The 20,603-nt window shown below is 37.9% G+C and carries 23 protein-coding genes and 2 pseudogenes; 10 read left to right on the top strand and 15 right to left on the bottom strand.

Annotated features, from left to right (window positions below):
• Nucleotides 1–130 (bottom strand): annotated as a pseudogene (locus C8P70_RS14360) (IS982 family transposase); the annotation flags it as partial.
• Nucleotides 131–276: 146 nt separating this feature from the next.
• Here C8P70_RS14360 and C8P70_RS12725 point away from each other — a divergent pair.
• Entirely contained in the window at nt 277–765 is a 489-nt protein-coding gene (locus C8P70_RS12725; RefSeq protein ID WP_243832709.1) for a DUF6265 family protein, read from the top strand.
• A 99-nt stretch (nt 766–864) separates the two neighbouring features.
• Here the strand turns inward: C8P70_RS12725 and ureC are convergent, their stop codons facing one another.
• A complete protein-coding gene (ureC, locus tag C8P70_RS12730) occupies nt 865–2,571 on the bottom strand; it encodes an urease subunit alpha (RefSeq protein WP_133713695.1) in 1,707 nt (568 codons plus the stop codon).
• Between the two features lie 19 nt (nt 2,572–2,590).
• On the bottom strand, nt 2,591–3,211 hold the full coding sequence (locus C8P70_RS12735; RefSeq protein ID WP_133713696.1) for an urease subunit beta: 621 nt from the start codon (nt 3,209–3,211) through the stop codon (nt 2,591–2,593).
• Nucleotides 3,212–3,352: 141 nt separating this feature from the next.
• Here C8P70_RS12735 and C8P70_RS12740 point away from each other — a divergent pair, with 141 nt between their 5' ends.
• The 5 genes from C8P70_RS12740 to C8P70_RS12760 all read left to right on the top strand — a co-directional run bounded on the left by C8P70_RS12740 (nt 3,353) and on the right by C8P70_RS12760 (nt 9,436).
• Complete coding sequence (locus C8P70_RS12740) at nt 3,353–4,249, top strand: helix-turn-helix domain-containing protein (protein WP_133713697.1); 897 nt, start codon at nt 3,353–3,355, stop codon at nt 4,247–4,249.
• Between the two features lie 245 nt (nt 4,250–4,494).
• A complete protein-coding gene (locus C8P70_RS12745) occupies nt 4,495–5,517 on the top strand; it encodes an LLM class flavin-dependent oxidoreductase (protein WP_133713698.1) in 1,023 nt (340 codons plus the stop codon).
• Between the two features lie 96 nt (nt 5,518–5,613).
• A complete protein-coding gene (locus C8P70_RS12750; protein ID WP_133713699.1) occupies nt 5,614–6,174 on the top strand; it encodes an NADPH-dependent FMN reductase in 561 nt (186 codons plus the stop codon).
• Between the two features lie 865 nt (nt 6,175–7,039).
• Nucleotides 7,040–8,173 carry an NAD(P)-binding domain-containing protein gene (locus C8P70_RS12755; RefSeq protein ID WP_133713700.1) on the top strand — a complete coding sequence of 378 codons (1,134 nt, stop codon included), beginning with the start codon at nt 7,040–7,042 and terminating at the stop codon, nt 8,171–8,173.
• A gap of 444 nt (nt 8,174–8,617) precedes the next feature.
• Nucleotides 8,618–9,436 carry an alpha/beta hydrolase gene (locus C8P70_RS12760; RefSeq protein WP_133713701.1) on the top strand — a complete coding sequence of 273 codons (819 nt, stop codon included), beginning with the start codon at nt 8,618–8,620 and terminating at the stop codon, nt 9,434–9,436.
• Between the two features lie 119 nt (nt 9,437–9,555).
• Here C8P70_RS12760 and C8P70_RS12765 read toward each other — a convergent pair whose 3' ends face one another.
• Entirely contained in the window at nt 9,556–10,146 is a 591-nt protein-coding gene (locus C8P70_RS12765; protein WP_243832710.1) for an AAA family ATPase, read from the bottom strand.
• Between the two features lie 43 nt (nt 10,147–10,189).
• Between C8P70_RS12765 and C8P70_RS14060 the strand changes: the two genes are divergently transcribed.
• The 3 genes and pseudogenes from C8P70_RS14060 (at nt 10,190) to C8P70_RS12775 (ending at nt 11,249) form a co-directional block, all read left to right on the top strand.
• Entirely contained in the window at nt 10,190–10,558 is a 369-nt protein-coding gene (locus C8P70_RS14060; protein WP_243832711.1) for a Crp/Fnr family transcriptional regulator, read from the top strand.
• Between the two features lie 125 nt (nt 10,559–10,683).
• A pseudogene (locus C8P70_RS14365) lies at nt 10,684–10,767 on the top strand (Crp/Fnr family transcriptional regulator); the annotation flags it as partial.
• Between the two features lie 59 nt (nt 10,768–10,826).
• Nucleotides 10,827–11,249, top strand: a complete 423-nt coding sequence (locus C8P70_RS12775) for a GNAT family N-acetyltransferase (RefSeq protein WP_133713702.1) — start codon at nt 10,827–10,829, stop codon at nt 11,247–11,249.
• Between the two features lie 17 nt (nt 11,250–11,266).
• Here the strand turns inward: C8P70_RS12775 and C8P70_RS12780 are convergent, their stop codons facing one another.
• The 11 genes from C8P70_RS12780 to C8P70_RS12830 form a co-directional block, all read right to left on the bottom strand.
• The gene (locus C8P70_RS12780; RefSeq protein ID WP_317128294.1) at nt 11,267–11,839 is read right to left on the bottom strand and encodes a GNAT family N-acetyltransferase; all 573 of its coding nucleotides are present in this window, start codon (nt 11,837–11,839) and stop codon (nt 11,267–11,269) included.
• A 34-nt stretch (nt 11,840–11,873) separates the two neighbouring features.
• Complete coding sequence (locus C8P70_RS12785) at nt 11,874–12,338, bottom strand: GNAT family N-acetyltransferase (RefSeq protein ID WP_133713703.1); 465 nt, start codon at nt 12,336–12,338, stop codon at nt 11,874–11,876.
• A 12-nt stretch (nt 12,339–12,350) separates the two neighbouring features.
• Entirely contained in the window at nt 12,351–12,836 is a 486-nt protein-coding gene (locus C8P70_RS12790) for a GNAT family N-acetyltransferase (RefSeq protein WP_133713704.1), read from the bottom strand.
• Between the two features lie 3 nt (nt 12,837–12,839).
• A complete protein-coding gene (locus tag C8P70_RS12795; protein WP_133713705.1) occupies nt 12,840–13,676 on the bottom strand; it encodes a GNAT family N-acetyltransferase in 837 nt (278 codons plus the stop codon).
• A gap of 9 nt (nt 13,677–13,685) precedes the next feature.
• On the bottom strand, nt 13,686–14,342 hold the full coding sequence (gene catA, locus C8P70_RS12800; RefSeq protein ID WP_133713706.1) for a type A chloramphenicol O-acetyltransferase: 657 nt from the start codon (nt 14,340–14,342) through the stop codon (nt 13,686–13,688).
• Between the two features lie 33 nt (nt 14,343–14,375).
• Entirely contained in the window at nt 14,376–14,813 is a 438-nt protein-coding gene (locus tag C8P70_RS12805; protein ID WP_133713707.1) for a carboxymuconolactone decarboxylase family protein, read from the bottom strand.
• Between the two features lie 80 nt (nt 14,814–14,893).
• Complete coding sequence (locus tag C8P70_RS12810) at nt 14,894–15,280, bottom strand: cytidine deaminase family protein (RefSeq protein ID WP_133713708.1); 387 nt, start codon at nt 15,278–15,280, stop codon at nt 14,894–14,896.
• Nucleotides 15,281–15,309: 29 nt separating this feature from the next.
• Nucleotides 15,310–16,095: an aminoglycoside adenylyltransferase family protein gene (locus C8P70_RS12815; protein ID WP_133713709.1), complete on the bottom strand. Its 786-nt coding sequence runs from the start codon at nt 16,093–16,095 to the stop codon at nt 15,310–15,312.
• A gap of 37 nt (nt 16,096–16,132) precedes the next feature.
• Complete coding sequence (locus C8P70_RS12820) at nt 16,133–17,044, bottom strand: GNAT family N-acetyltransferase (RefSeq protein ID WP_133713710.1); 912 nt, start codon at nt 17,042–17,044, stop codon at nt 16,133–16,135.
• Nucleotides 17,041–17,904 (bottom strand): AadS family aminoglycoside 6-adenylyltransferase, encoded by an 864-nt coding sequence (locus C8P70_RS12825; RefSeq protein WP_133713711.1) that lies wholly within the window; start codon nt 17,902–17,904, stop codon nt 17,041–17,043. Before C8P70_RS12825 ends, C8P70_RS12820 begins: the two co-directional genes overlap by 4 nt.
• A 25-nt stretch (nt 17,905–17,929) precedes the next feature.
• The gene (locus tag C8P70_RS12830) at nt 17,930–18,544 is read right to left on the bottom strand and encodes a GrpB family protein (protein WP_133713712.1); all 615 of its coding nucleotides are present in this window, start codon (nt 18,542–18,544) and stop codon (nt 17,930–17,932) included.
• A gap of 457 nt (nt 18,545–19,001) precedes the next feature.
• Between C8P70_RS12830 and C8P70_RS12835 the strand changes: the two genes are divergently transcribed.
• Nucleotides 19,002–20,177 carry a multidrug effflux MFS transporter gene (locus C8P70_RS12835; RefSeq protein WP_133713713.1) on the top strand — a complete coding sequence of 392 codons (1,176 nt, stop codon included), beginning with the start codon at nt 19,002–19,004 and terminating at the stop codon, nt 20,175–20,177.
• The last annotated feature ends 426 nt before the right edge of the window (nt 20,178–20,603 follow it).

The following is a 20,603-nucleotide window of genomic DNA, read 5'->3' on the forward strand; positions in this document are numbered from 1 at the left end:
TTAAAGCAAGACTTATCAATTCCAAATCCTTCAATTTTGGTGTTCGTCTTTGGTAGGGTAATAAATTTTCATTTGATATTTTTCGTAAAACTTCCAAAATTCTTTCGTAATTTGCACCTAAGTTGTTCATTGTAAATGGTTTTGTAGTTAATTCAATTTACTGATTTTAAATCAAATGAACAACTTTTCTCTTCTTTAATTCATAATGCACAACGGGTTTTAATTATTAAAATCTGTAATTATTGTTGAGCTTTTGATAACTCTAATTTTAATAATATGAACAAGATTATAACTTTAGCAATCGTTGGAGTACTTCTTTTATCGTGTAAACAAAAAGGAGAATCCGGTGCTGATCAGCTGAAAACAGAAATTGAATTCAAAACTCAAGATTTTGATTGGTTGCTTGGGGAATGGAAGCGGAGTAATGAGAAAGAAGGAAAAGAAACCTATGAGAATTGGGAAAAGTTAAATGAATCCGAATATTACGGGATTGGTTTTACAATACAAAACGGAGACACCATAAGTCAAGAACACATGCGTATTCTGGAACAAAACGGAGAATGGAGATTTTTGGTAAAAATGCCTGACGAGCAAAATCCAACCGTATTTCAGGTATCGGAAATTGCAAGGGATAGATTTGTATGCATAAATGATTCTATAGAGTTTCCAAATCGTATTGAATATTGGAAAATCGCTGGAAAAATGAATGCGTTAGTTTCGGGAGAAAATTTAAAAATTCCGTTTGAATTTGTGCGTATAGAATAAAGAATTGCAATTTTTAACTGATAAGTTGCGTGTTACTTGCGATGGAAGAAAAAAACTAAGTGAAGAATGACTGCTTACAAGCAGCCATTCTGAAAAAAATTAAATATGATATAGTTGACTCAAAGGGAGTGAGCTTGACGGTTTAATAGAAACAGGACGATTGTCGATATGAATTTCATAGGTTTGATGATTCAATTCAATATGAGGCTGACTCGCATTGTGAATTAAATGCGACTTCTTAACATTACGCGTGTTTTTTACCGCTTTTAGTGCTTTTTCAACGCCTAACTCTTTTAAACCTCCGTGATCAATGGCTTGTTGAGCAACAAAAAGAGCGGCAATTTCCCCGACTAGTTTGCCATGTGTACCCCACATTGGACGATACATATATGGTTGAGGTGTAGAAATTGAGGCATTTGGGTCTCCCATACCTGCATAAGCAATAATACCGCCTTTTAACACCATTTCCGGCTTAATACCAAAAGCACAGGGTCTGTAGAAAACTAAATCAGCCATTTTTCCAATTTCGATGGAGCCTACATATTCTGAAATACCGTGTGTAATAGCAGGGTTGATTGTATATTTGGCTACATAGCGCTTGGCTCTAAAGTTGTCATTTACAGTGTCCGGATGTAATGCACCAAAATCTTTTTTCATTTTATCGGCAATTTGCCAGGTACGCGTTACAACTTCGCCGATGCGTCCCATTGCTTGAGAGTCAGAACTCATCATAGAAATAGCGCCCATGTCATGTAAAATTCCTTCCGCAGCAATAGTTTGTTCTCTAATTCGCGATTTGGCAAAAGCAATATCTTCCGGGATATTTTTATCTAAGTGATGACAAATCATCATCATATCCAAATGTTCGTCAATGGTGTTGATGGTAAAGGGATTGGTAGGTGTGGTAGAAGAAGGCAAGATGTTATCGTATTCTACCACTTTCAGTAAATCGGGTGCGTGTCCGCCGCCGGCACCTTCTGTGTGATAAGTATGAATAGATCTGCCGTTGAACGAATTTAGTGAGTCCTCAACAAATCCCGCCTCATTTAGCGTATCGGTATGAATACAAACCTGAATATCCGCTTCGTCTGCTACTTCTAAGCATTTGTTTAGCACATAAGGTGTACTTCCCCAATCCTCGTGAATTTTCATTCCTCCGGCACCCGCAGTTACAATTTCGTTTAGCGCCTCAGTACTGGAACTGTTTCCTTTGGCTAAAAAGATGAAGTTAACCGGAATTTTATCCGTTGCTAAAGCCATGCGCTGTAAATGCCATGCTCCCGAGGTACAGTTGGTTGCTAAAGTGCCAGCAGCTGGTCCTGTACCTCCTCCAACAACGGTTGTTGTACCCGATTGCAGAGCAACGTCAAATTGTTGCGGACAAATGTAATGTACGTGCGTATCAATTGTTCCTGCGGTAACAATCAGGTTTTCTCCTGCAATGTATTCAGTACCGACACCTACAATCATATTAGGGGAAACGCCATCCATCGTTAAAGGGTTTCCCGCTTTTCCAATGCCGACAATAATTCCGTTTTTAATTCCTATATCTGCTTTTACAATACCCCAGTGATCAAGGATAACAACATTGGATATTACTGTATCCAGTACCTGATCTTTGGTTGCTAGCGGATGCTGACCCATCCCGTCTCTTACTACTTTTCCGCCGCCAAAGATCAACTCATCGCCGTAGGTAGTATAATCTTTTTCAATTTGAACCCCAAGGTCTGTATCAGCTAAGCGTATTTTGTCTCCTGCTGTCGGACCAAAATAGCTTGCATATTCTTTACGTGATATTTTTTTCATTTTCTATTACAATATTAAATTAAAGGTTTCCGTTTATTTTTCCTGCAAAACCATATATAATTTTATCTCCGCCATATTCCACCAACTCAATCATTTCCTCTACACCCGGCATAAATCGGACGGATAAACCAGACGCTATGTCTAAATGATATCCTTTGGTTTGCTCTCTGTCAAAATCCAAAGCTGGATTTGCTTCATAAAAATGGAAGTGCGATCCCACTTGTATGGGTCTGTCAGCTGTATTAATCACTTTTATTGTGATTCTTTTCCTATCTGATGATAAGCTAATATCATCGGGTGCATAAGCGTATTCACCCGGAATTACAGCGGAAGTTTTATGGCGAATTGGATTATTTAGAGAAACCAATTTAGTGCCGTCCACAAACATGGCTTCAACCTGTAATTGTTCAAGTAGTTCCGGAACTCCGTCCATTACATTTTCCCCGCTAAGCAAGTGAGAACATTCTTCAATTAGTTTTTGTACAGTCTTGCCTTCTCTTGCACCTTCTATAATATGCCCCGATAAGTAAGCTACGGACTCCGGATAACTAAGCTTTAAGCCTTTTTCTTTCCTGTTTTTTGCAATTATAGCTGCAAATAAAAGCAGCATTTTTTCTTTTTCTTGATGCGTTAAATACATAGTCTTTAAAGTTTTGAACAAAAGTATATACTTATAAAACAGAAGTAAATATCCATAATATGCTTAAAATATCCTTTTTCATGCTTTTCCGGTATTGTCGTTTTTCCATAACTTTAGACATGTTTTTTTACTGTGCTTTTTATGAAAAAAGTTTCTCAGATTTTATCTAGTTACGATTATAAAAAAATGTACCTGCCTTATCTTGACTATAAGGTTTTAAGCAATACGAATTCACTTCAGGTTTATAAAATTGAAGAATATCTGACAGGAATTGTTAAGCCCGTAAGTCCTTACCGAACTACTTTTAGCTTTATTGTTTTTTTGATTCAAGGTGCATTTGAGCAATTAATTAATTTTGAAAATTATCGTATCTCGGCAGGCGAATGCCTCCATGTAAAGCAGGGAGTATGGACTGCAACCCAATATTTGTCTGAAGACGTTAAAGGGTTTATTGTTTTTTACGAATCGGATATTTTTACTCAGTACTTATTGATGTATAATCAAAAGGAGGAATTAAAGTATGTTCCGTATTATAATCTTGATTACTATGACGGGCAGTCTATAGCCGCTAGTTTATTGTTATTGTACGGAGAACTAAGTTTTATTGAAAACAGACCCGAAGTTTATATTCCGATTTTTTATTCTATTTTGTCAAGATTAAATTATTACACAGCCAATTACGATTTTAATTCCAGAGAATTAGAAATAGCTTATAAATTCAAGCAATTGGTTATGGATTCACATATAAGAGAGAAATCAGTAAGTTATTACGCTGGAGAACTGTGTTTATCAGAAAATTATTTAAACAGGTGCATTAAAAATGTAATCGGTCGGTCCGCAAAGCAGTTTATTAATGAAGTCAATGTAGAATATGCTAAAGTTTTATTGTTAAATACAAAAAGCGATATTTCGGAAATAGCTTTTGAATTGCATTTTCCTTCTCCGAGTTATTTTTCGAAATTTTTTAAAAAAGAAACCGGAATGTCGCCCAATCAATTTAGAATAAAGAATAAAATAAAAATTAATTATATTGAATAATCCGGTTGGAACTATGTGATTTTATTCGGAAAGAACAAATTTCTTATATGCTAAGACACTTCTATGTTCCACTTGATTTTCTTTAGCTTGGAGATAACAATTCGTTTTTTCGGTGAATTCATTAATACCAATAATATTTATATTTATAAATATTTAGCTCTTAGTCGATAACTTAATATAGGTTAATGGAAGCCGGCAGTTAAATGATTATATTTGTAGTAATACATTAAGAATATTAAAGCAATATGAAGAAAATAGGTTTTTTATCTTTTGGACATTGGGGCAATCACCCTTCTTACAAAACGCAATCAGCCAGTGATACTCTACTCCAGTCTATTGATTTGGCTGTGGCAGCAGAATCTATTGGTATTGACGGCGCTTATTTTCGGGTACATCACTTTGCTGCTCAATTGGCATCGCCGTTTCCTCTGCTTTCGGCAATTGGTGCTAAAACCAATACAATAGAAATCGGGACAGGAGTTATTGATATGCGCTATGAAAATCCACTTTATATGATTGAAGATGCCGGTGCTGCCGACCTCATTTCAGGCGGACGTTTACAATTGGGTATTAGCAGAGGTTCGCCCGAACAAGTTATTGATGGCTGGCGTTATTTTGGTTATGAACCACAACAAGGAGAGGATGATGCGGAGATGGGACGCCGTAAGGCACTTGAATTTTTAGAAAAATTAGAAGGGATAGGGTTTGCTACACCTAATCCGTATCCGATGTTCCCAAATCCACCGGGACTATTGCGTTTAGAACCTTATTCTAAGGGACTTCGCGAGCGTATCTGGTGGGGAGCGGGTTCTAATGCAACAGCTGTGTGGGCGGCAGAAAATGGTATGTTTTTACAAAGCTCTACTTTAAAAGAAGATGAAAGCGGAAAGCCATTTCACGTACAACAGGCTGAACAAATCAGATTGTATAAAGAAGCATGGAAGAATGCAGGTCATAAAAGAGAACCGCGAGTTTCGGTAAGCCGGTCTATTTTTGCTTTAGTAAACGAATTAGATCATTATTATTTTGGACAAGAAGCAGAACGAAAAGACCAGATAGGTGTAATAGAAAATGATAAGCGGACTATTTTTGGCAGAAGTTATGCAGCAGAGCCCGATAAGCTTGTTAAAGAACTTGCCAAGGATGAGGCAATACAGGAAGCAGATACACTTCTTTTAACTGTCCCTAATACACTGGGGGTTGATTATAATGTACACGTATTATCGGCTATTATGGAATACGTTGCTCCTGAATTGGGTTGGCGTTAATTTCAACAAAAAAAGAAAGCATAAAAAAAGACAATATTTTTTATACCAATGATTAATCAGTGAAATTTAAAAAAGATTATAACAAAAAAAGAAAATATGAAAAAGTTTAAAATAGCTGTTTTAGTCGGCAGTCTGCGCAAAGAATCATGGAATAAGAAGATGGCAGATGTGTTGCCTGAGTTTGCTCCAGATACATTGGTTTTGGAAACAATCAATATTGGCAAACTTCCATTTTACAATGAAGATCTGGAAACTTCGCCTCCGCAAGAATGGACAATGTTCCGAAAACATTTGGCATCGTTTGACGGAGTACTTTTTATAACTCCAGAATATAACAGATCTGTTCCTGCCGTGTTGAAAAATGCAATAGATGTAGGATCACGACCGTATGGCAAAAGTTGTTGGGAAGGAAAACCAGGAGCCATTATTAGTGTTTCTCCCGGACGTTTAAGCGCGTTTGGAGCAAATCACCATTTGAGGCAATCGCTTGTTTTTTTGAATATTCCTGCTATGGCGCAACCCGAAGCCTATATAGGAAATGTTGCTTCGTTGTTTGATGTAAATAATAACCTTACCAACGAATCTACTCAGAGATTTTTAAAGGGTTTTATGAAAGCTTTTGCCGTTTGGGTTGATAGGAATATACCCGAAAAGTAAAAAGTATTATACAGCGATTTAATACTGTTCTTTATTTGCATTACATCGCTGTAAATAATTTACAATATTTCTCTTGAGCTTCCTGTAAAGTTCAAAACGCTGATTATAGGTTCAGAAATCAAATTTTTTCTCGTTGCTTTTGAAAGTTAAGAAAGCTCTGGGTACTTAATAATGCGCTTTGGATGTCTCTATCTTTATATTTCGGTATAATAGTATTGCTGCCTTCAGCTTGGGTTACATCGTTAGTATCGGCATAAGAAAGTAACCTTTTATTCAATTATTTTAATCTGGTATTATATGATTTATTACTCTGATAATTTGAAATGTAAAAGGAAGCAGATTATAAAAAATAGGATTGATATTTAAATATTAGTTTGAGATATGTAATTCTATAAGGATAAATTTATTGTTTTTTTGGTATGTCTTATGGGCGGAATTTAAACAAATATATGACTGCTAAATACAAAATCAAGAAGGATAGTGATTATCACTATCCTTCTCTAATTTAACTCTAAATTTTATATTATGAATATTTGTTATTTCAAATATAAGAATTTTTTTTGAATTAAAAAATGACTGTAAAACGGATTATATCTACAGACATACGAAATAAGAAATATCTGCCTCAAAAGAGTAAGTTTTTTAAGAGTACGGATAACTTTTTCTATTTTTAAAATATGGTAAATCGATCAATTTTAGTTAAATTCAAGGTAAATTAAGAGTTTTAAATTACTCTTTTCTATTAAAATAGAATTGAAACGAAAGACAATTCGCCTTAGAAAAGGCTGTTTACATGAATAAATATAGTAAATTGTAGAGCAAATAGATTTTACAAAAATGAAAACTTTATATAATACCTGCACGTATGAACCTTGATAAGTCAACAACATCTGTAAATCTTTTAAAAGAAGAAAAGAATCAGCCCGAGATATTTTACAAAGTAGATATTGTCGTAATCGGTGCAGGACAGGCAGGATTGTCAGCCGCATATCATTTGCAAAAACAAGGATTGAAATCAGGAAAAGGTTTTGTAGTGTTGGATGATGAATTTGAATCTGGCGGAGCGTGGCAGCACCGTTGGGATTCTTTGACATTAAGTACTGTAAACGGGATCAACGATTTGCCGGGTATGCACTTTTCGGATGTGATGCAGACAGAAGATTTAGAATTACAGGCAAATATAGCAGTTCCAAAATATTATGAATATTACGAAAAAAAATTTAATTTACCGATAATCCGTCCTATTAGGGTAATAGAAGTAACAGAACGAAAGAATCGATTTTTGATTAGAACCAACGGGATTCAATTTAGTGCTCGAGGAGTGATTAATGCTACCGGAACCTGGAAAACGCCCCATTGTCCCCGATATTCTGGTTGGGAAAAATTTAAAGGAAGACAGCTGCATACCGGAGAATATAAAAATGCAGAAGAATTTATAGGGAAACATGTCATTGTTGTAGGAGGAGGAATTTCAGCAGTACAACTGTTAGGAGAGATATCTACAGTTACTGAAACAACTTGGGTTACCCGTCGTCAGCCGGATTTTAGAGACTATGAATTTACACCGGAATTAGGACGTGAAGCTGTCGCCATGGTAGATAAAAGAGTAAGAGAAGGTTTGCCTCCAAATTCAGTTGTTTCTGTAACAGGCTTACCTATAACTCCTGCTATTAAGGAAATGTTGGATAAAGGTATTTTAGAAAGAAAACCTATGTTTGATGAAATAATAGAAACAGGAGTTCGGTGGGCAGACGGAACTACTCTTAAAGCAGATGTTATTTTTTGGAATACAGGATTTCGACATTCTCTGGACCACCTTAAATCCTTAAAGTTGACAAACGAGAAGGGAGGTATTGAAATGACGGGAAAATTAGCTACACAAGTTGCGAAAGATCCGCGTATACATTTGACAGGTTATGGACCCTCCGCATCAACAATAGGTGCTAACCGAGCAGGAAGAGCTGCAGTTAAAGAATTAATGGAAGTTTTAAAACTGTAATTTTGCTTTTATCTAAAGGTAAATATTTCTTGTAAAAATCAGTCCAACTTTTTTGGGTTTAGTCTGATTTAAAAAATTGACTATTCTACATTAAATTTTTGAGGGCTATTAAAATGTTGGATGATGATGTAGTTATTCCATTCCGCAAACCAGCAGAAGTAAAAAAGCACATGGAGCTTCAGTTGTATAATGAAGTAATCAGCCTGTAGTGTGTTCACTCTTTAATTTATCGACTAGAAGCATATTCTTGTGTGTGAAAAAAGTACTTTTTTAAAATATCCGACCCACTGAAAGACAATCGTATGATTTAAAGAAGAAATATTGAAAATCACTTAATCAAACTGCATAAATGTCCATAAATAGAGTATAGCTCAATAGATGTATAAGCAATTAATTTTGTACATTTAAAGATTATAAGTTTTACCTAATATCAAAAAAATGAATATGAAATCGATTTACTACCTGATAATAACAGGAATTATATTCTTTTCCAGCTGTTCCAACGTTTCGCAAACAAACGATCCTATTCCCGAGCACGATACTTTTACAATTCAATCCAAACAGATTGGCGAAAAACGAACCATTAATGTCTGGACCCCGGCAGAATACAAAACAAGTTCAGACGATTTACCTGTGATGTATATGGCAGATGGTGGAATAGAAGAAGACTTTCCGCATATTGCAAATACACTGGAAAAGCTTATTGAGGAGAGGAAAATTGAACCACTCATTCTTGTTGGTATTGAAAATACCGAAAGAAGAAGAGATCTGACAGGATTTACTGAAGTAGCAGAAGATAAGGAGATAGCACCAGTGGTAGGAGGTTCCGAAAAATTCAGAGCATTTATCAAAGATGAACTGTTTTCTGAAATTGACAAAAGATACAGAACAACAAACGAAAAAAGTATTATAGGAGAATCTTTATCAGGACTCTTTGTAATGGAAACTTTCTTTATGTCACCGGATATGTTCGACAACTACATCGCTTTTGATCCTTCCTTGTGGTGGAATGACCATTATTTGATAAAAACGGCAAAAGAACATTTGATGAAATTTCCAACAAGTGAAAAACGCGTGTGGTTTGCCGGTTCAAATGCAGCAGATATTTCCCCGCATACACAGGAAGCAGCACACATTTTCGAAGTCGAAAACTTATCAAATGTAAAATGGTTCTATTCGGATGAACCAAACGAAGAACACCATACAATTTTTAGAGCAACAAAAGATAAGGGTATTATATGGACTCTAAGTAAGGTAAACTAAAAAAACGTGATTTTTTCAGGTGTATGAAAAGAATTTCCTTAGCAAAAATTGTAAAAGATAGTGCTAGCTATCAGAATAAAATAACATATACTTATTAAAAAAATAATAATTACAAACAACTACAAATTCAGAAAATCCATTACAAACCTGAGCCTGTTTTTAAGGCTTGTTTTAGGTAGTTCAATGACCGTGTAGTTAAATTCCGCATACGTTTCTTTCATTTGTTCATGAGTAAAGAGAACCTCCTCCCAGCTTTGCTTCCGTTCCGCATCGGTTATATAGATTTCTTTCCACGGCGGAAGTATAAAAACACATTTGTTGTAAGGATATTTTCGTGCCTGTTCCAGAACCTGTTTGGAAAGAGGCAGCTGTTCCATTTTCATATAACAGATGCTGTCCAGATGGCCTCTGTCAAAAAAAACTGGTTCCGTGCTGCCATTGCTTTTTTGAACGGCATAGCTTTTCAGAGCAGCTTCAAACATCAGGTTGGCGTAGTGCATTTTGTTTGCCCACGGCAATCCGTCTCCTTTCATTGCCACTTGCTCTTGAATGATTCTGCGGGCATCTTCGGGAACTGTTTGAAAACCGTGTTGTTTCAGTACCTCAATCAGGCTGGTTTTTCCTGTTCCAGGACCGCCGGTTAATACAAAAAAATGATTCATTTCCCTATCGAAATGCGTGTATGTTGGCTCTTTGTGTTTTTTGTTCATGAGAAAATAAGTATTAAATTTCACGAGTTTAGATGATTGTACAATGATTTTAGAAAAACTGTTGAAGGAATTCGATGCAGATATCAATGCATTGACTTTAGAGGAATCCGAATTATTTGATTCCTACTTTGAAAGCATAACTGTTCAGCGAAACAAATTTCTCGTCCGGGAAGGAGAAGTGGAAAAATACAGCTATTTCATTTACGAAGGAATGGCGTGTTGTTGGACGTTGAATCCGAAAGGAGAAGAACAAACGTTCTGGTTTTGCAAAGAAGGAACATTTTCCATGTCAAATATAGCCTTTATACTTGAAAAAAGTCAGAATTTAATGTACAAATACTTGCGGACAGCATTATTTATCGAATTGATAGGAAGCAGTTGGCTCAACTCTATCAAGCAATTCCCCGTTTAAAAGCTGTTCTTGATAATTTAACGGTTATACTGTTGAATCGGCTGTTAAAAAGAAACATCGACTTGATTAAATATTCGCCTGAACAGTATTATTTGCTCATGATGGAGGAGTACGGAAGTTTGTTTAACTATATCCCGCTAAAAGATGTTGCCTCTTACTTAGGAATTACCCCTCAGGCGTTAAGTAGAATACGCAAGCGGATTTTTTAACCCAGGTTCAGTGCAGCTTGTTCAGAAATGAAGACCTTTGCCTCTATAAACATAAGAAGATGATTAGAAAAGTTGCAACGGAGGAATATCCGGATTTGGTGCAAATATGGGAAAGTGCTGTAGTGAATACACACGATTTTTTAAAAGAAGAGGATTTCAATTACTACAAAGAACAGCTTCCCGTGTATTTTGAACACGTTAATTTGTTAGGCTATGAAGAAGAGGGAAGGTTGGTTGGATTCATGGGGATTTCTGCTGAAAATCTTGAAATGTTATTCATTGATAACCGTGTACGCGGTAGAGGAATTGGTAAAAAACTGCTTGTGTATGGTATCACCCAATTTAACATTGCAAAAGTAGACGTGAACGAACAAAATCTCCAGGGAATCGGATTTTATAAACACATGGGATTTCGCGTTCTCAAACGATCAGAACAAGACGGACAGGGCAAAGCCTATCCGGTTTTGCACATGGGATTGTAACCCCGTTGCCCGGTTTTTTAACGAGCCGCTGAAAGACGGTACTGGTTTTTTCGGAGCAAAGCAAAAATTTCAGCATCCACAAACGTTCCTTTTTCAAAAAAATAATCGTGTAAAACGCCTTCAGAATCAAAGTTTACTTTTTCCAATAGCTTTCTGGACGATACGTTGTCCGGGTCAATAAAGGCTTCGATGCGGTTCAGGCGAAATGTGTTGAACCCAAACGGAATAATTGCTCTTATAGCTTCTGTCATCATGCCCTTTCTCCAATGATCCGGATGCAGTTCATATCCCATTTCAGCACGGAAGTTTTCGGGAGAAAAATTGTGAAAACCGCACGTGCCGATTAATTTTTCAGGCTGATTTTTCAAACAAATCGCCCAACGGATGCTGTCGTTTCTGGAATAACGTTCGTGCCAGCTTTTTATCAGATCATGTGCTTCCTGTATGGTTTTAAAAGTGGGCAGATCAAAGAATTGGGTGACTTCGTCTTTTGAAAAATAAGAAAACAAAGCTTCGGCATCCGAAGTCTGTATCTGGCGCAACTGTAAACGCTCTGTGGTAATGTCCGGAAAAGTGTCAAAATTCATCATGTGGTACTGTTGTTGTTCATTGTTAACTAATCAGCTAATTTATTTTCATGCGCATGGAAGTACTGTATGCTTCAAAACCTTCGCGCAGATACAGCGCTTCTGCCAGGCTGTTTTTAGACAAGACGCTTAGCTCCAGGTAATCGGCTCTTTTTTCCTTTGCCCACATTTTAACGCGATCCATTAAGGCTGTTCCAATTCCGTGTCCTCGCGCATCAGCAGCCACTATCAGATCCATTAAATACATGCATTTTAATGGTACAAAGCAATTGTAAGGCGGACTTTCCTGTAATTGTGTAATAGCCATGCCTTTTATTTCTCCGGCTGACTGGTAAACAAAGGCGGTAAAATGATCTTCACCCGCAAGGACTTTGTGCAGAAAAGCTTCATCCTGATGGGCTGCCTGCATGTAATCGGGTTCATAGTGCGCCATTTGCTCAAACAGCCGAAAATAAAGTGTTTTTATCGTGGGCAAATCTGCCGGTTCTGCTTTTCGGATCATATCTGTTATTTTTTAAGTTTCTTCCAATTTTTTAAACATTACATATTGCGGTCCTTTTATGCCTTCATAGATGCTGCCGGAATCTGAATAACCGGTTTTGAGGTACAATTGATAAGCGCTTGTATTCCGGGCGTTGACGCCAAATACAATCTCTGTAGTTGCGGGAAAGTGCTGTTTGACAAAAACGGGAAGCTGCAGCAATGCTGTTTTTGCAATTCCTTTTCCCTGAAAGGCGGGGTTTACAGAAAACGAGCGGAGTAAAACAGCTTCAGTGTTGGAAGTGTATGTCAAACGATCATCTGAAAAATCCAGCGAAAAAAATCCAACGGGTTGTTCATCAAACACAATGCAGTAATGAAAACGTTTGGTATTGCTCATAATTTCCGAATCGGTTAATACCTGCGCTGGAATTCTGGAAAATTGCGATTGTTCTTCACTTAACCGGTAAGCTGTAAGCGCGTCAAAGTAATCGGGTTGATAGGCTGTAATTGTTACCATAATTTACAACTTCTTGGTCATCTCAAATTGATTGATGTCGTTGGTTAAACCTTGCTTTTCTAAAAATAATTTCAGATTTTCTGCAGCTTCGTCCACGTTGTTGATTTGTACTTTTTCGTTGGAAAGTTGTTGTTGTACTTCAGCAAGCAGCTGCGTGCCTATCCCTGTTCGTCGGTGCTGAGGTGCCACCGCTATCTGATACATGCGTTTATTTGCCGGGTTAAAAAGGACGTATCCTGCCAGTTCCGCATCAACAAAAGCACCCAGTGCAGCCGGTTGTGCAGTATCCATGCTTGGTACTGCACTTTGCCAGCTGGGCAAAATGTCCCAGAACGATTGAAAATCCTTCCACAAAAACTTTTCTAAAGGTTGGACGGAAGCGGTGTTTAGACGCGGTGTTGTTTGGAGTGTTCCGCCAAAACACAGCAATTTGCGGTGGATAACAAATCCGTTTTTCTCATAAGCGCGAATGGCAGACCGATTGCTCTCGATGACTTCCAAAACGAGCTGACTCACCTGATAGTCTTTTAAAAAAGGCTGTAAGTAGTTGTACATTTTACCCACCAGTCCTTGCCCGCGGTAATCGGGCAGCACACCTGTTCCTGCATTATAGACTACAGTTTTTCCGTCTATGGTTCGCACGCCGTGCATGATAAAGGCAATCATTTTTTTATCTTCAAAAACACCAATTGACCATTTGGGTACAATAGTTTCAGACTGCATTTTAAATTGCAACTGTTCTGCATTGAGTTGAAAAGGCACGATATAATCGGCAAAAGAACCGTTAATCGCTTTTAATAAATCGGGAATATCCTGTTCTGTTAATTGACGTATCTGCATCGTTAATTTTTAAATGTGCTTAAAGGTTTGAATAGTCGTGCAGTATTCCTGCAAGGTATCAATCAGTTTGCCTACATGGATTCCGTCGCATACCGCATGATGGACTTGTATTGCTAATGGCAGCAGAATGCGGTTGTTTTCCGTTTGGTATTTTCCGATGGTAAAACTGGGAGCGAAGTAATCGGTAAAATCCGCAATGTTGAGGTTAAAGCTGTCGAAGTGAACCCAGGGAATTGCCGAAACATTAAAATGATTTTCGGGGGGTTTTTCCGGAAAAAAATGACGGCTGTTTTGATAGCGATTGCCGGTTGTTTCGTACGCCTTGACAAAGTCCGAAAGCTGTTCGGTATGTTGAACGGAGAGCGCCGAAAAGGTTTCTGTTTCCGGATGAAGGACGGTGTAAACAGGATCAACCCGATCCCAGACAATTAATTCGTCTGTGTTCATTGCCATTTTAAATTCGGAATGCCTGTTTACCGCTTTTGAAAGCAGATAAATCATCACGGGATAAAATTTATAGTTCTGTTCTTTGATAAAGGGAATGACCTGCGAAATATCCAGCTTCACCGTCAGGCTGAACCCACATTTTACAGCACCTCTGTAAGCGGTAAAATGTTCTTTTCGCTTCCATTCCTCTATGTTGATTTTTTGATAACCTGTTTTCATTTTATAGGGTTGTTTTCTGCTCTTTTGACGGTATTATTTTACGGTTTTATTCGTACTCACGGCAATTCTGTTCCACGCATTGATGGTTACGATGGTCATAATGATTAACGCAATGTATTCTTCGTCAAACAGTTTTGATGCCGCTTCGTAAGTGCTGTCGCTCAGACCGTGTTGGCTGATGTGTGTAATTTCTTCTGTCATTGCCAGAATGATGCGTTCTTCCTCTGTATACAATTCAGTTTCCCTCCAGGCATCTAACAGGAAAATGCGCTGTGCCGTTTCTCCCTGCTTTAAAGCATCCTGCGTATGCATATTGATACAGAACGCACACCCGTTGATTTGTGAAGCGCGGATTTTGATTAATTCGAGGTGTGTTTTTGAAAGTTTTGAATCCTGAATAAAATTCTCCAGCGCCAATACGCGTTTATAGGCTCCGGCTGCTGCGACGGAAATATCAATTCGTTCTTGCATGTTTTTGTTGTTTATGATGAATGATAAAGGTACAGAAAAGCATTTTTTAATGCACAATTAACTTCATTAAATTCCGATCATTATTGCTTACCGGGCTCTGTTTTCCAGTCAAAGGGCATTAATTCTTCCAGTGTTTTGAAAATTCCGTTGCGAACTTCCACGATGGCTTGCCGATTGTCAGGAGAAAGCTGACTCATGAGTTCGCGACACCTTCCGCAGGGCGGCACAGCATTACCACTGCTGTCCACAGCAACTACTGCCTTGATGCGGTATTCTCCGTGTTTCAGCATTTCCGAAACCGCTCCGTGTTCGGCACAATGCCCCAACGAGCAGGCAGTATCAATACTAATGCCCGTATACACGTTGCCGTCTGCGGTTTCAATTGCAGCGGCAACATCTCCGCAGGCAATATAAGCGTTTAATACATTTGGTTTTGCCAGTTGGAAGGCTCTTTCTTTCAGGTTCATTTTCTTTCTGTTTTGTTGTTTTTCAGAATTTACAGTTCTTTTTCCGATCCCTTTTGTTCAATCTGTTTAACCAGATAATCGACACATTGACTCAGCTCTTCTGTTCTTCCCTGCCAGTTGTCTTGACACGTTCCAAGGTAGGCACACTTTGCCATTTCCAACAAGTGTTTGAAAGGCATGGGGATTTCGGAAAGCAGCCAATCTGCCGCTTTATCCTTTGTTTCAATTTTACCGGTAACGACTGTAAAATACATTCGGGCTAAGGTAAGCAAGGTGTTTCTTTCGTCGCCTTCGATGGATTTAAGAAGTGTGGGAAGAGCGTCTGAAATGGCTTGTTTTACGTCTTTATCCGGTATGTCCGGAATGAGTTCCTGAGCGTTGGTTCCGACCAGTGTAACGCTGTTTTGCCGTACCTGTCGTAGCAAGATGGTGAGGTCGGGATCGGGTGTGGAGTCGGGTAGTTGTCCTTTTAAAAAATCGTCGCGAAGCCATTCTCCGTATTGCAATTCGCTGCTGACCGGATGCTGCCACGGGGAAAGCTCTTCTTTGTTGACCATCGTGATTTCAAGCGGGCGGATCAACTGCTGGTTGCCGATGGCTCCAGATACCTGCATGAAGTGCTTTATCAGTTGTAATTTATTGCGAGGGGTGAGTTTTCCTTCAACGATAACCAAAATATCGATATCGCTGTCTTGTCGGAGCCCTCCGCAAATGGCAGAACCGTACAGGTAAATTCCTGCAACCGGCTGCCCGGTTATTTCTTTTATAATACGGACAACGTCCTCGGTTTCTTTTGGAATATGTGGTGTATGCATGATGTTCTTACGGATTGAATGTGTTGTACACAGGTAATTAAGTGTGTGATAATAGGGGAACTCTCAACGGGTTGTTTGCAAACAGAGCGTGCAGTTCTGGCGATACAAACAGCTGTAAATCATCTTCTTTGTAACCTCTGGCATGTGCTTTTGCTGTTTCTTTTGGCGTGAACCCCAAAACAACTTCTTTAAACGAAAAATCTGTAAACGCTCCTGTCAGTTGTTTTACATTCATTTCTTCCGGTGTAAAAATAGCTGTTATATATAAAACATCCTCTTCAATTTGAGCAATGACTACACTGTTGAACGCTTCTACAAAATAAACGGAATTTTTAAATCCCATTTCGGGATAGGCGTAACAGTAAAAGAAAGTGAGCCCTTTGTTGCGGGGTGTAAAACGACTGTTAGATACTGCATTTTCTACCCGGTTTTCAAACAATTTCAAATCGTCCGGATGATCTAAATTCAATTGGCGTCTGGTCAGTTTTGGAACACTGTCCGTAGTTTCCACGTTGAAAAAATGTTCGGATTCGGGTACGGGAAGCAACCCAAATTTCGGATAAAAGTCGAGCACTGTTTCGTTTGCAAACAAAAAGATGCCCGCGTGTTTTCCTTCAAAATCACGCAGGATTCTCTCCATCAAAAACCGGCTCAATCCTTTGTTTCGGTAGGGAAGACCGGTCATTACCGTGCCCAGCTGAATCAGCGTTTTACCTTCGTATTCAAACAAACTCACGGTGGCATGTGATGCAATGCTGTCCCCGACAAACAGGGAATACAAAATGCACGTATCGTCGTCCCAAAAGCCGGATTGGTAGTAGTTTTCAAAATCAAACGCCCAGAATTCCTGCGTCATCCGGTTAAATTCCAGACGGAGCTTTTCCTGATGCTGGTAATGGGTGTATAGTGTATAGACTTGGTCGTGTATCTGTATCGTTTCTTGTGTCATTGTTCGTTCACTCTTAATGTATTCAGGTACTTTCGTATATCGGTTTCAAGTTGCAGTGGATAGGGATACCTTAATTTTTCGGACAGCTTATTGCCAGTTTCCGCGACCAGATCTGCCATCGCAAACAGTGCGTTCCAGTTGTCGTTTAAATCGCTTCCTGAAAACGTTTGTTCTGCCTTTTTCCACATTTCGGGCGACAGGTATTGTTTAAAGAGCCTGCCGTATTTATTGGTCGTGATGCTCCACTCGTGCGCACTGGCAATATACCATTCGATCAATGGAATCAGATAATCTGTCCGGATATTTCCTGACATAAATTTTGCATAAAACAGATCTTCCCTTTTAAGGCACTTGGCGACATAGGTGGTATCCCACCAAAAGTCGTTCAATAGGCTTTTGAACCGTTCTTCTGACGGTTTTTTAATGATGGAAACCTGATACGTGGGCTTCTGCATTTCTTGTGTTATTCCGTCTTTATCTGCCAAAACCTGATAACCGATATCCCAATCTTCGGGCAATTCTTTTTGATGGACCTCTCCCAAAAATTTGGATGCGCTAAACAATTTGAAATCAACTTTTACGCCGTCATCGTACAAAACCATCTTCATGGCGTGTTTATATTCAAAGCAGGACTCGTCCTCTTCAATCATTGCGATGGGAGTGCCAAACAGGTGCAACCATTCCTTGTTTGTTATGTAGGATGCATTGTCTCTGAAAATCAGTTCTATATCCAGATCGCTCAAATCATCTACCGGAGCCAAGGGATTCACAAGAGAACTGGTTAGCAATACCGCTCGTATATCGTCGTTGGTGTGCGACCAGTCAATGATCTTTTTTAAGGTTTCGTCTCTGTATTTCATCCTGTTCTATAAAGGTTCTCCGTTCCTATCCATTTTTTTTAGCAGATGTTCGATTTATATACCACTCCACTGCTTTTCGTTCATATTCCTTTAAAAACGCATCCTTTCCGGCGTTGTAATCGTTGCCGTCTTCCCATTCCCGTTGTACCAACTGCTCTTTCAGCACCTGATATTCGTTTTTTACCTGAGGATGGGTGCGCAGGTAATCACGGAAAGCGATGTGTCGCAGCCAGTGCTCCGATTGTTTCGGTATGGCGTGGATATGTGCTATCCGCAGACTATAATCATGCATGCGCTCCGATATTTCGTCCTGTTGTCCGATGTATGCCGGTACGCCCAGTTGCTCAGGCGCCCCCGTAAGCGCTACAAAGAAACGTCGGTAGGGCATGTCCTCGTTGTATTTTTCGTAATAGACATAGTTTTTTCCCTGCAGTAAGACAGGTATTTTGTCCAGGTCTGCTTCATTTTCCAGCCCGACCAGAATATCGATGATGGGTTTAGCGGAAAGCCCCTCAACGGAAGTACTGCCGATGTGATCGATCTGCGCTTCTACAGTTTTAAGCACTGATTTTAATTCGTCTTCAATAGCCGAAAACTGCATTTTCCATTGGGGATTGTAGGGTTCAAAAGGTAAAATCATAATTGTTGTATTTTCCGATGTAAAGCAATGTGTCGTATTTAAAATAAACCTGTCCGTTTTCCTTGTACTTTTTAAACAGCTGTTCTCACTCTTCCATGACTTCCAGATAAAATACGATGCTTCGCAGGTTTCAGGCTGTATAAAGAATTAATAACTGAAAACTGCGGTAGTTACAAATTTACGGAAGATGAATGATTTTGCTGTGCCTTATTTGACGGTTTTTATAAAATAGTGTTTTTTATTAGGTGTAGTTTGTGTTTTTAAAGAGAGGCTTTATATTGGGTTTATATTTAATATTAATAACATTTTGTAAATTTGCACTTCAAAATGATATTGTAATGTTTTTCTATTTAAAAATTAGTTAGTAAAAATTTTATCTCTTAATGGGATCAATTTTAAATTGTTGAAAGTGTGACTATACTTTCAAAGGCTTTTTATTACCTAAATTTTAATCTAAATGAAACAACAAACTAAGTCATTTATTTGGCTAATTATATTTCTTGTCGGGTTTCCGCAAATAAGTGAAACTATTTACACACCATCACTTAATGATCTAGCGCATCTTCTCAACGTAAGTGCTAACGACATACAAAAAACGTTAAGTATCTATTTTGCAGGTTTTGCTATCGGAGTGTTTTTATGGGGTATTCTTTCAGATTTTATAGGACGCAAACGATCAATGCTGATAGGAATTGCGATTTATCTGCTTGGTTCATTTTTATGTCTTCGGTCAACTGAATTTCACTTTTTTCTTCTTGCACGATTTATTCAGGCTGTCGGTGCTGCTGTTGGTTCTAATGTTAGCCAAACTATTTTACGTGATGTTTATAATGAAAAAGAGAGAGTAGGGGTTTTTAGTACAATTTCTGCTGTTTTAGCTTTTTCTCCTGCAATCGGACCGATGCTCGGAAGTATCGTTGCATCGATTTGGAATGTATCAATGGTTTTTAGATTGTTGATGATTATCGGTTCTATTGCATTTATATGGTCATTATTCGGTTTAAAAGAAACCTTGAACGTTAAAACAAAGATAAATTATAATTTTCATGTAATTGGACAGAATATTCTTAAAGACAGATTATTTTGGATTTACGGAGGAATCATTGGAGTGGTGAACGGGGTTATTTTTTCTTATTATGGAGAAGCACCATTTATTTTTATAGAGATGCTCCGTTTTTCTATTGTTGAGTACGGCTATATCGGTTTTGTAGTGGCTTTGGCAAGTTTTTCAGGAGCTCGATTTTGTAAAAGTATGAACAAAAAGATATCAAACTATAAAATTTTGACTACGGGCAATTTTGTTTTTTTTGTAGGTATTTTTATTTTCTTCTTTGCTGTTACTTTTTTGGAGCCTTCGTCGGTATTGTTTATAATTATACTTCTTTTGGCGATATTCATTATTATGTTTGGTCTAGCTTGTTTGTTGCCTGTTTGTTTGAGTAATGTATTGCTTCACCACAAGAATTATCTTGGGATTGCGGGAGCATTTTTGGGATTGTATTATTATGTGGTTGTCTGTGTAATTACTTTGATTATGAGTTGGTTTCACAGTCCAGAGTTATATGTATATCCGTTATTTCTCTTATTTTGGTTTTTAGTGAACTGGATATTAATGATGTTTAACAGAAAATAATTTTAATCACTCTATAAAATTTCAGAAGGAATTTGCGATACTCCTTGCATAGAGTAACATTATTAATTTTTAAAATAAGTAGGGATTGATGTTGTGTTTTGAAATGAGCACATGATTCAATTTCTACTTTTTTGTTTTTAAAAGTATTTTCTTATTTCTTCTCTTTGAGTCCAAAACAAAAGGAGTCTTTATGAGTTTTGCGGGTTTTTGTTGTTTGAAATAAAGAAAATTAAGGTTTTTATAGAATTTATGAAATATAATAAAATAGATATACAACAGGTCTAATTTGTAATAATGACCCTCTTTAAATATAAAAAAGCTGCTCGATGAGTAGTCATGGTCGGAAGATTAATCTTCCGACTTTTTTTGTTTAAAAAAGTAAGGTAATGTATACATTTGGCTGCAGAAACTAAAGTATATGAATAC

The sequence above is a fragment of the Myroides indicus genome (assembly GCF_004364575.1).
Lineage (GTDB): Bacteria > Bacteroidota > Bacteroidia > Flavobacteriales > Flavobacteriaceae > Flavobacterium > Flavobacterium indicum_A.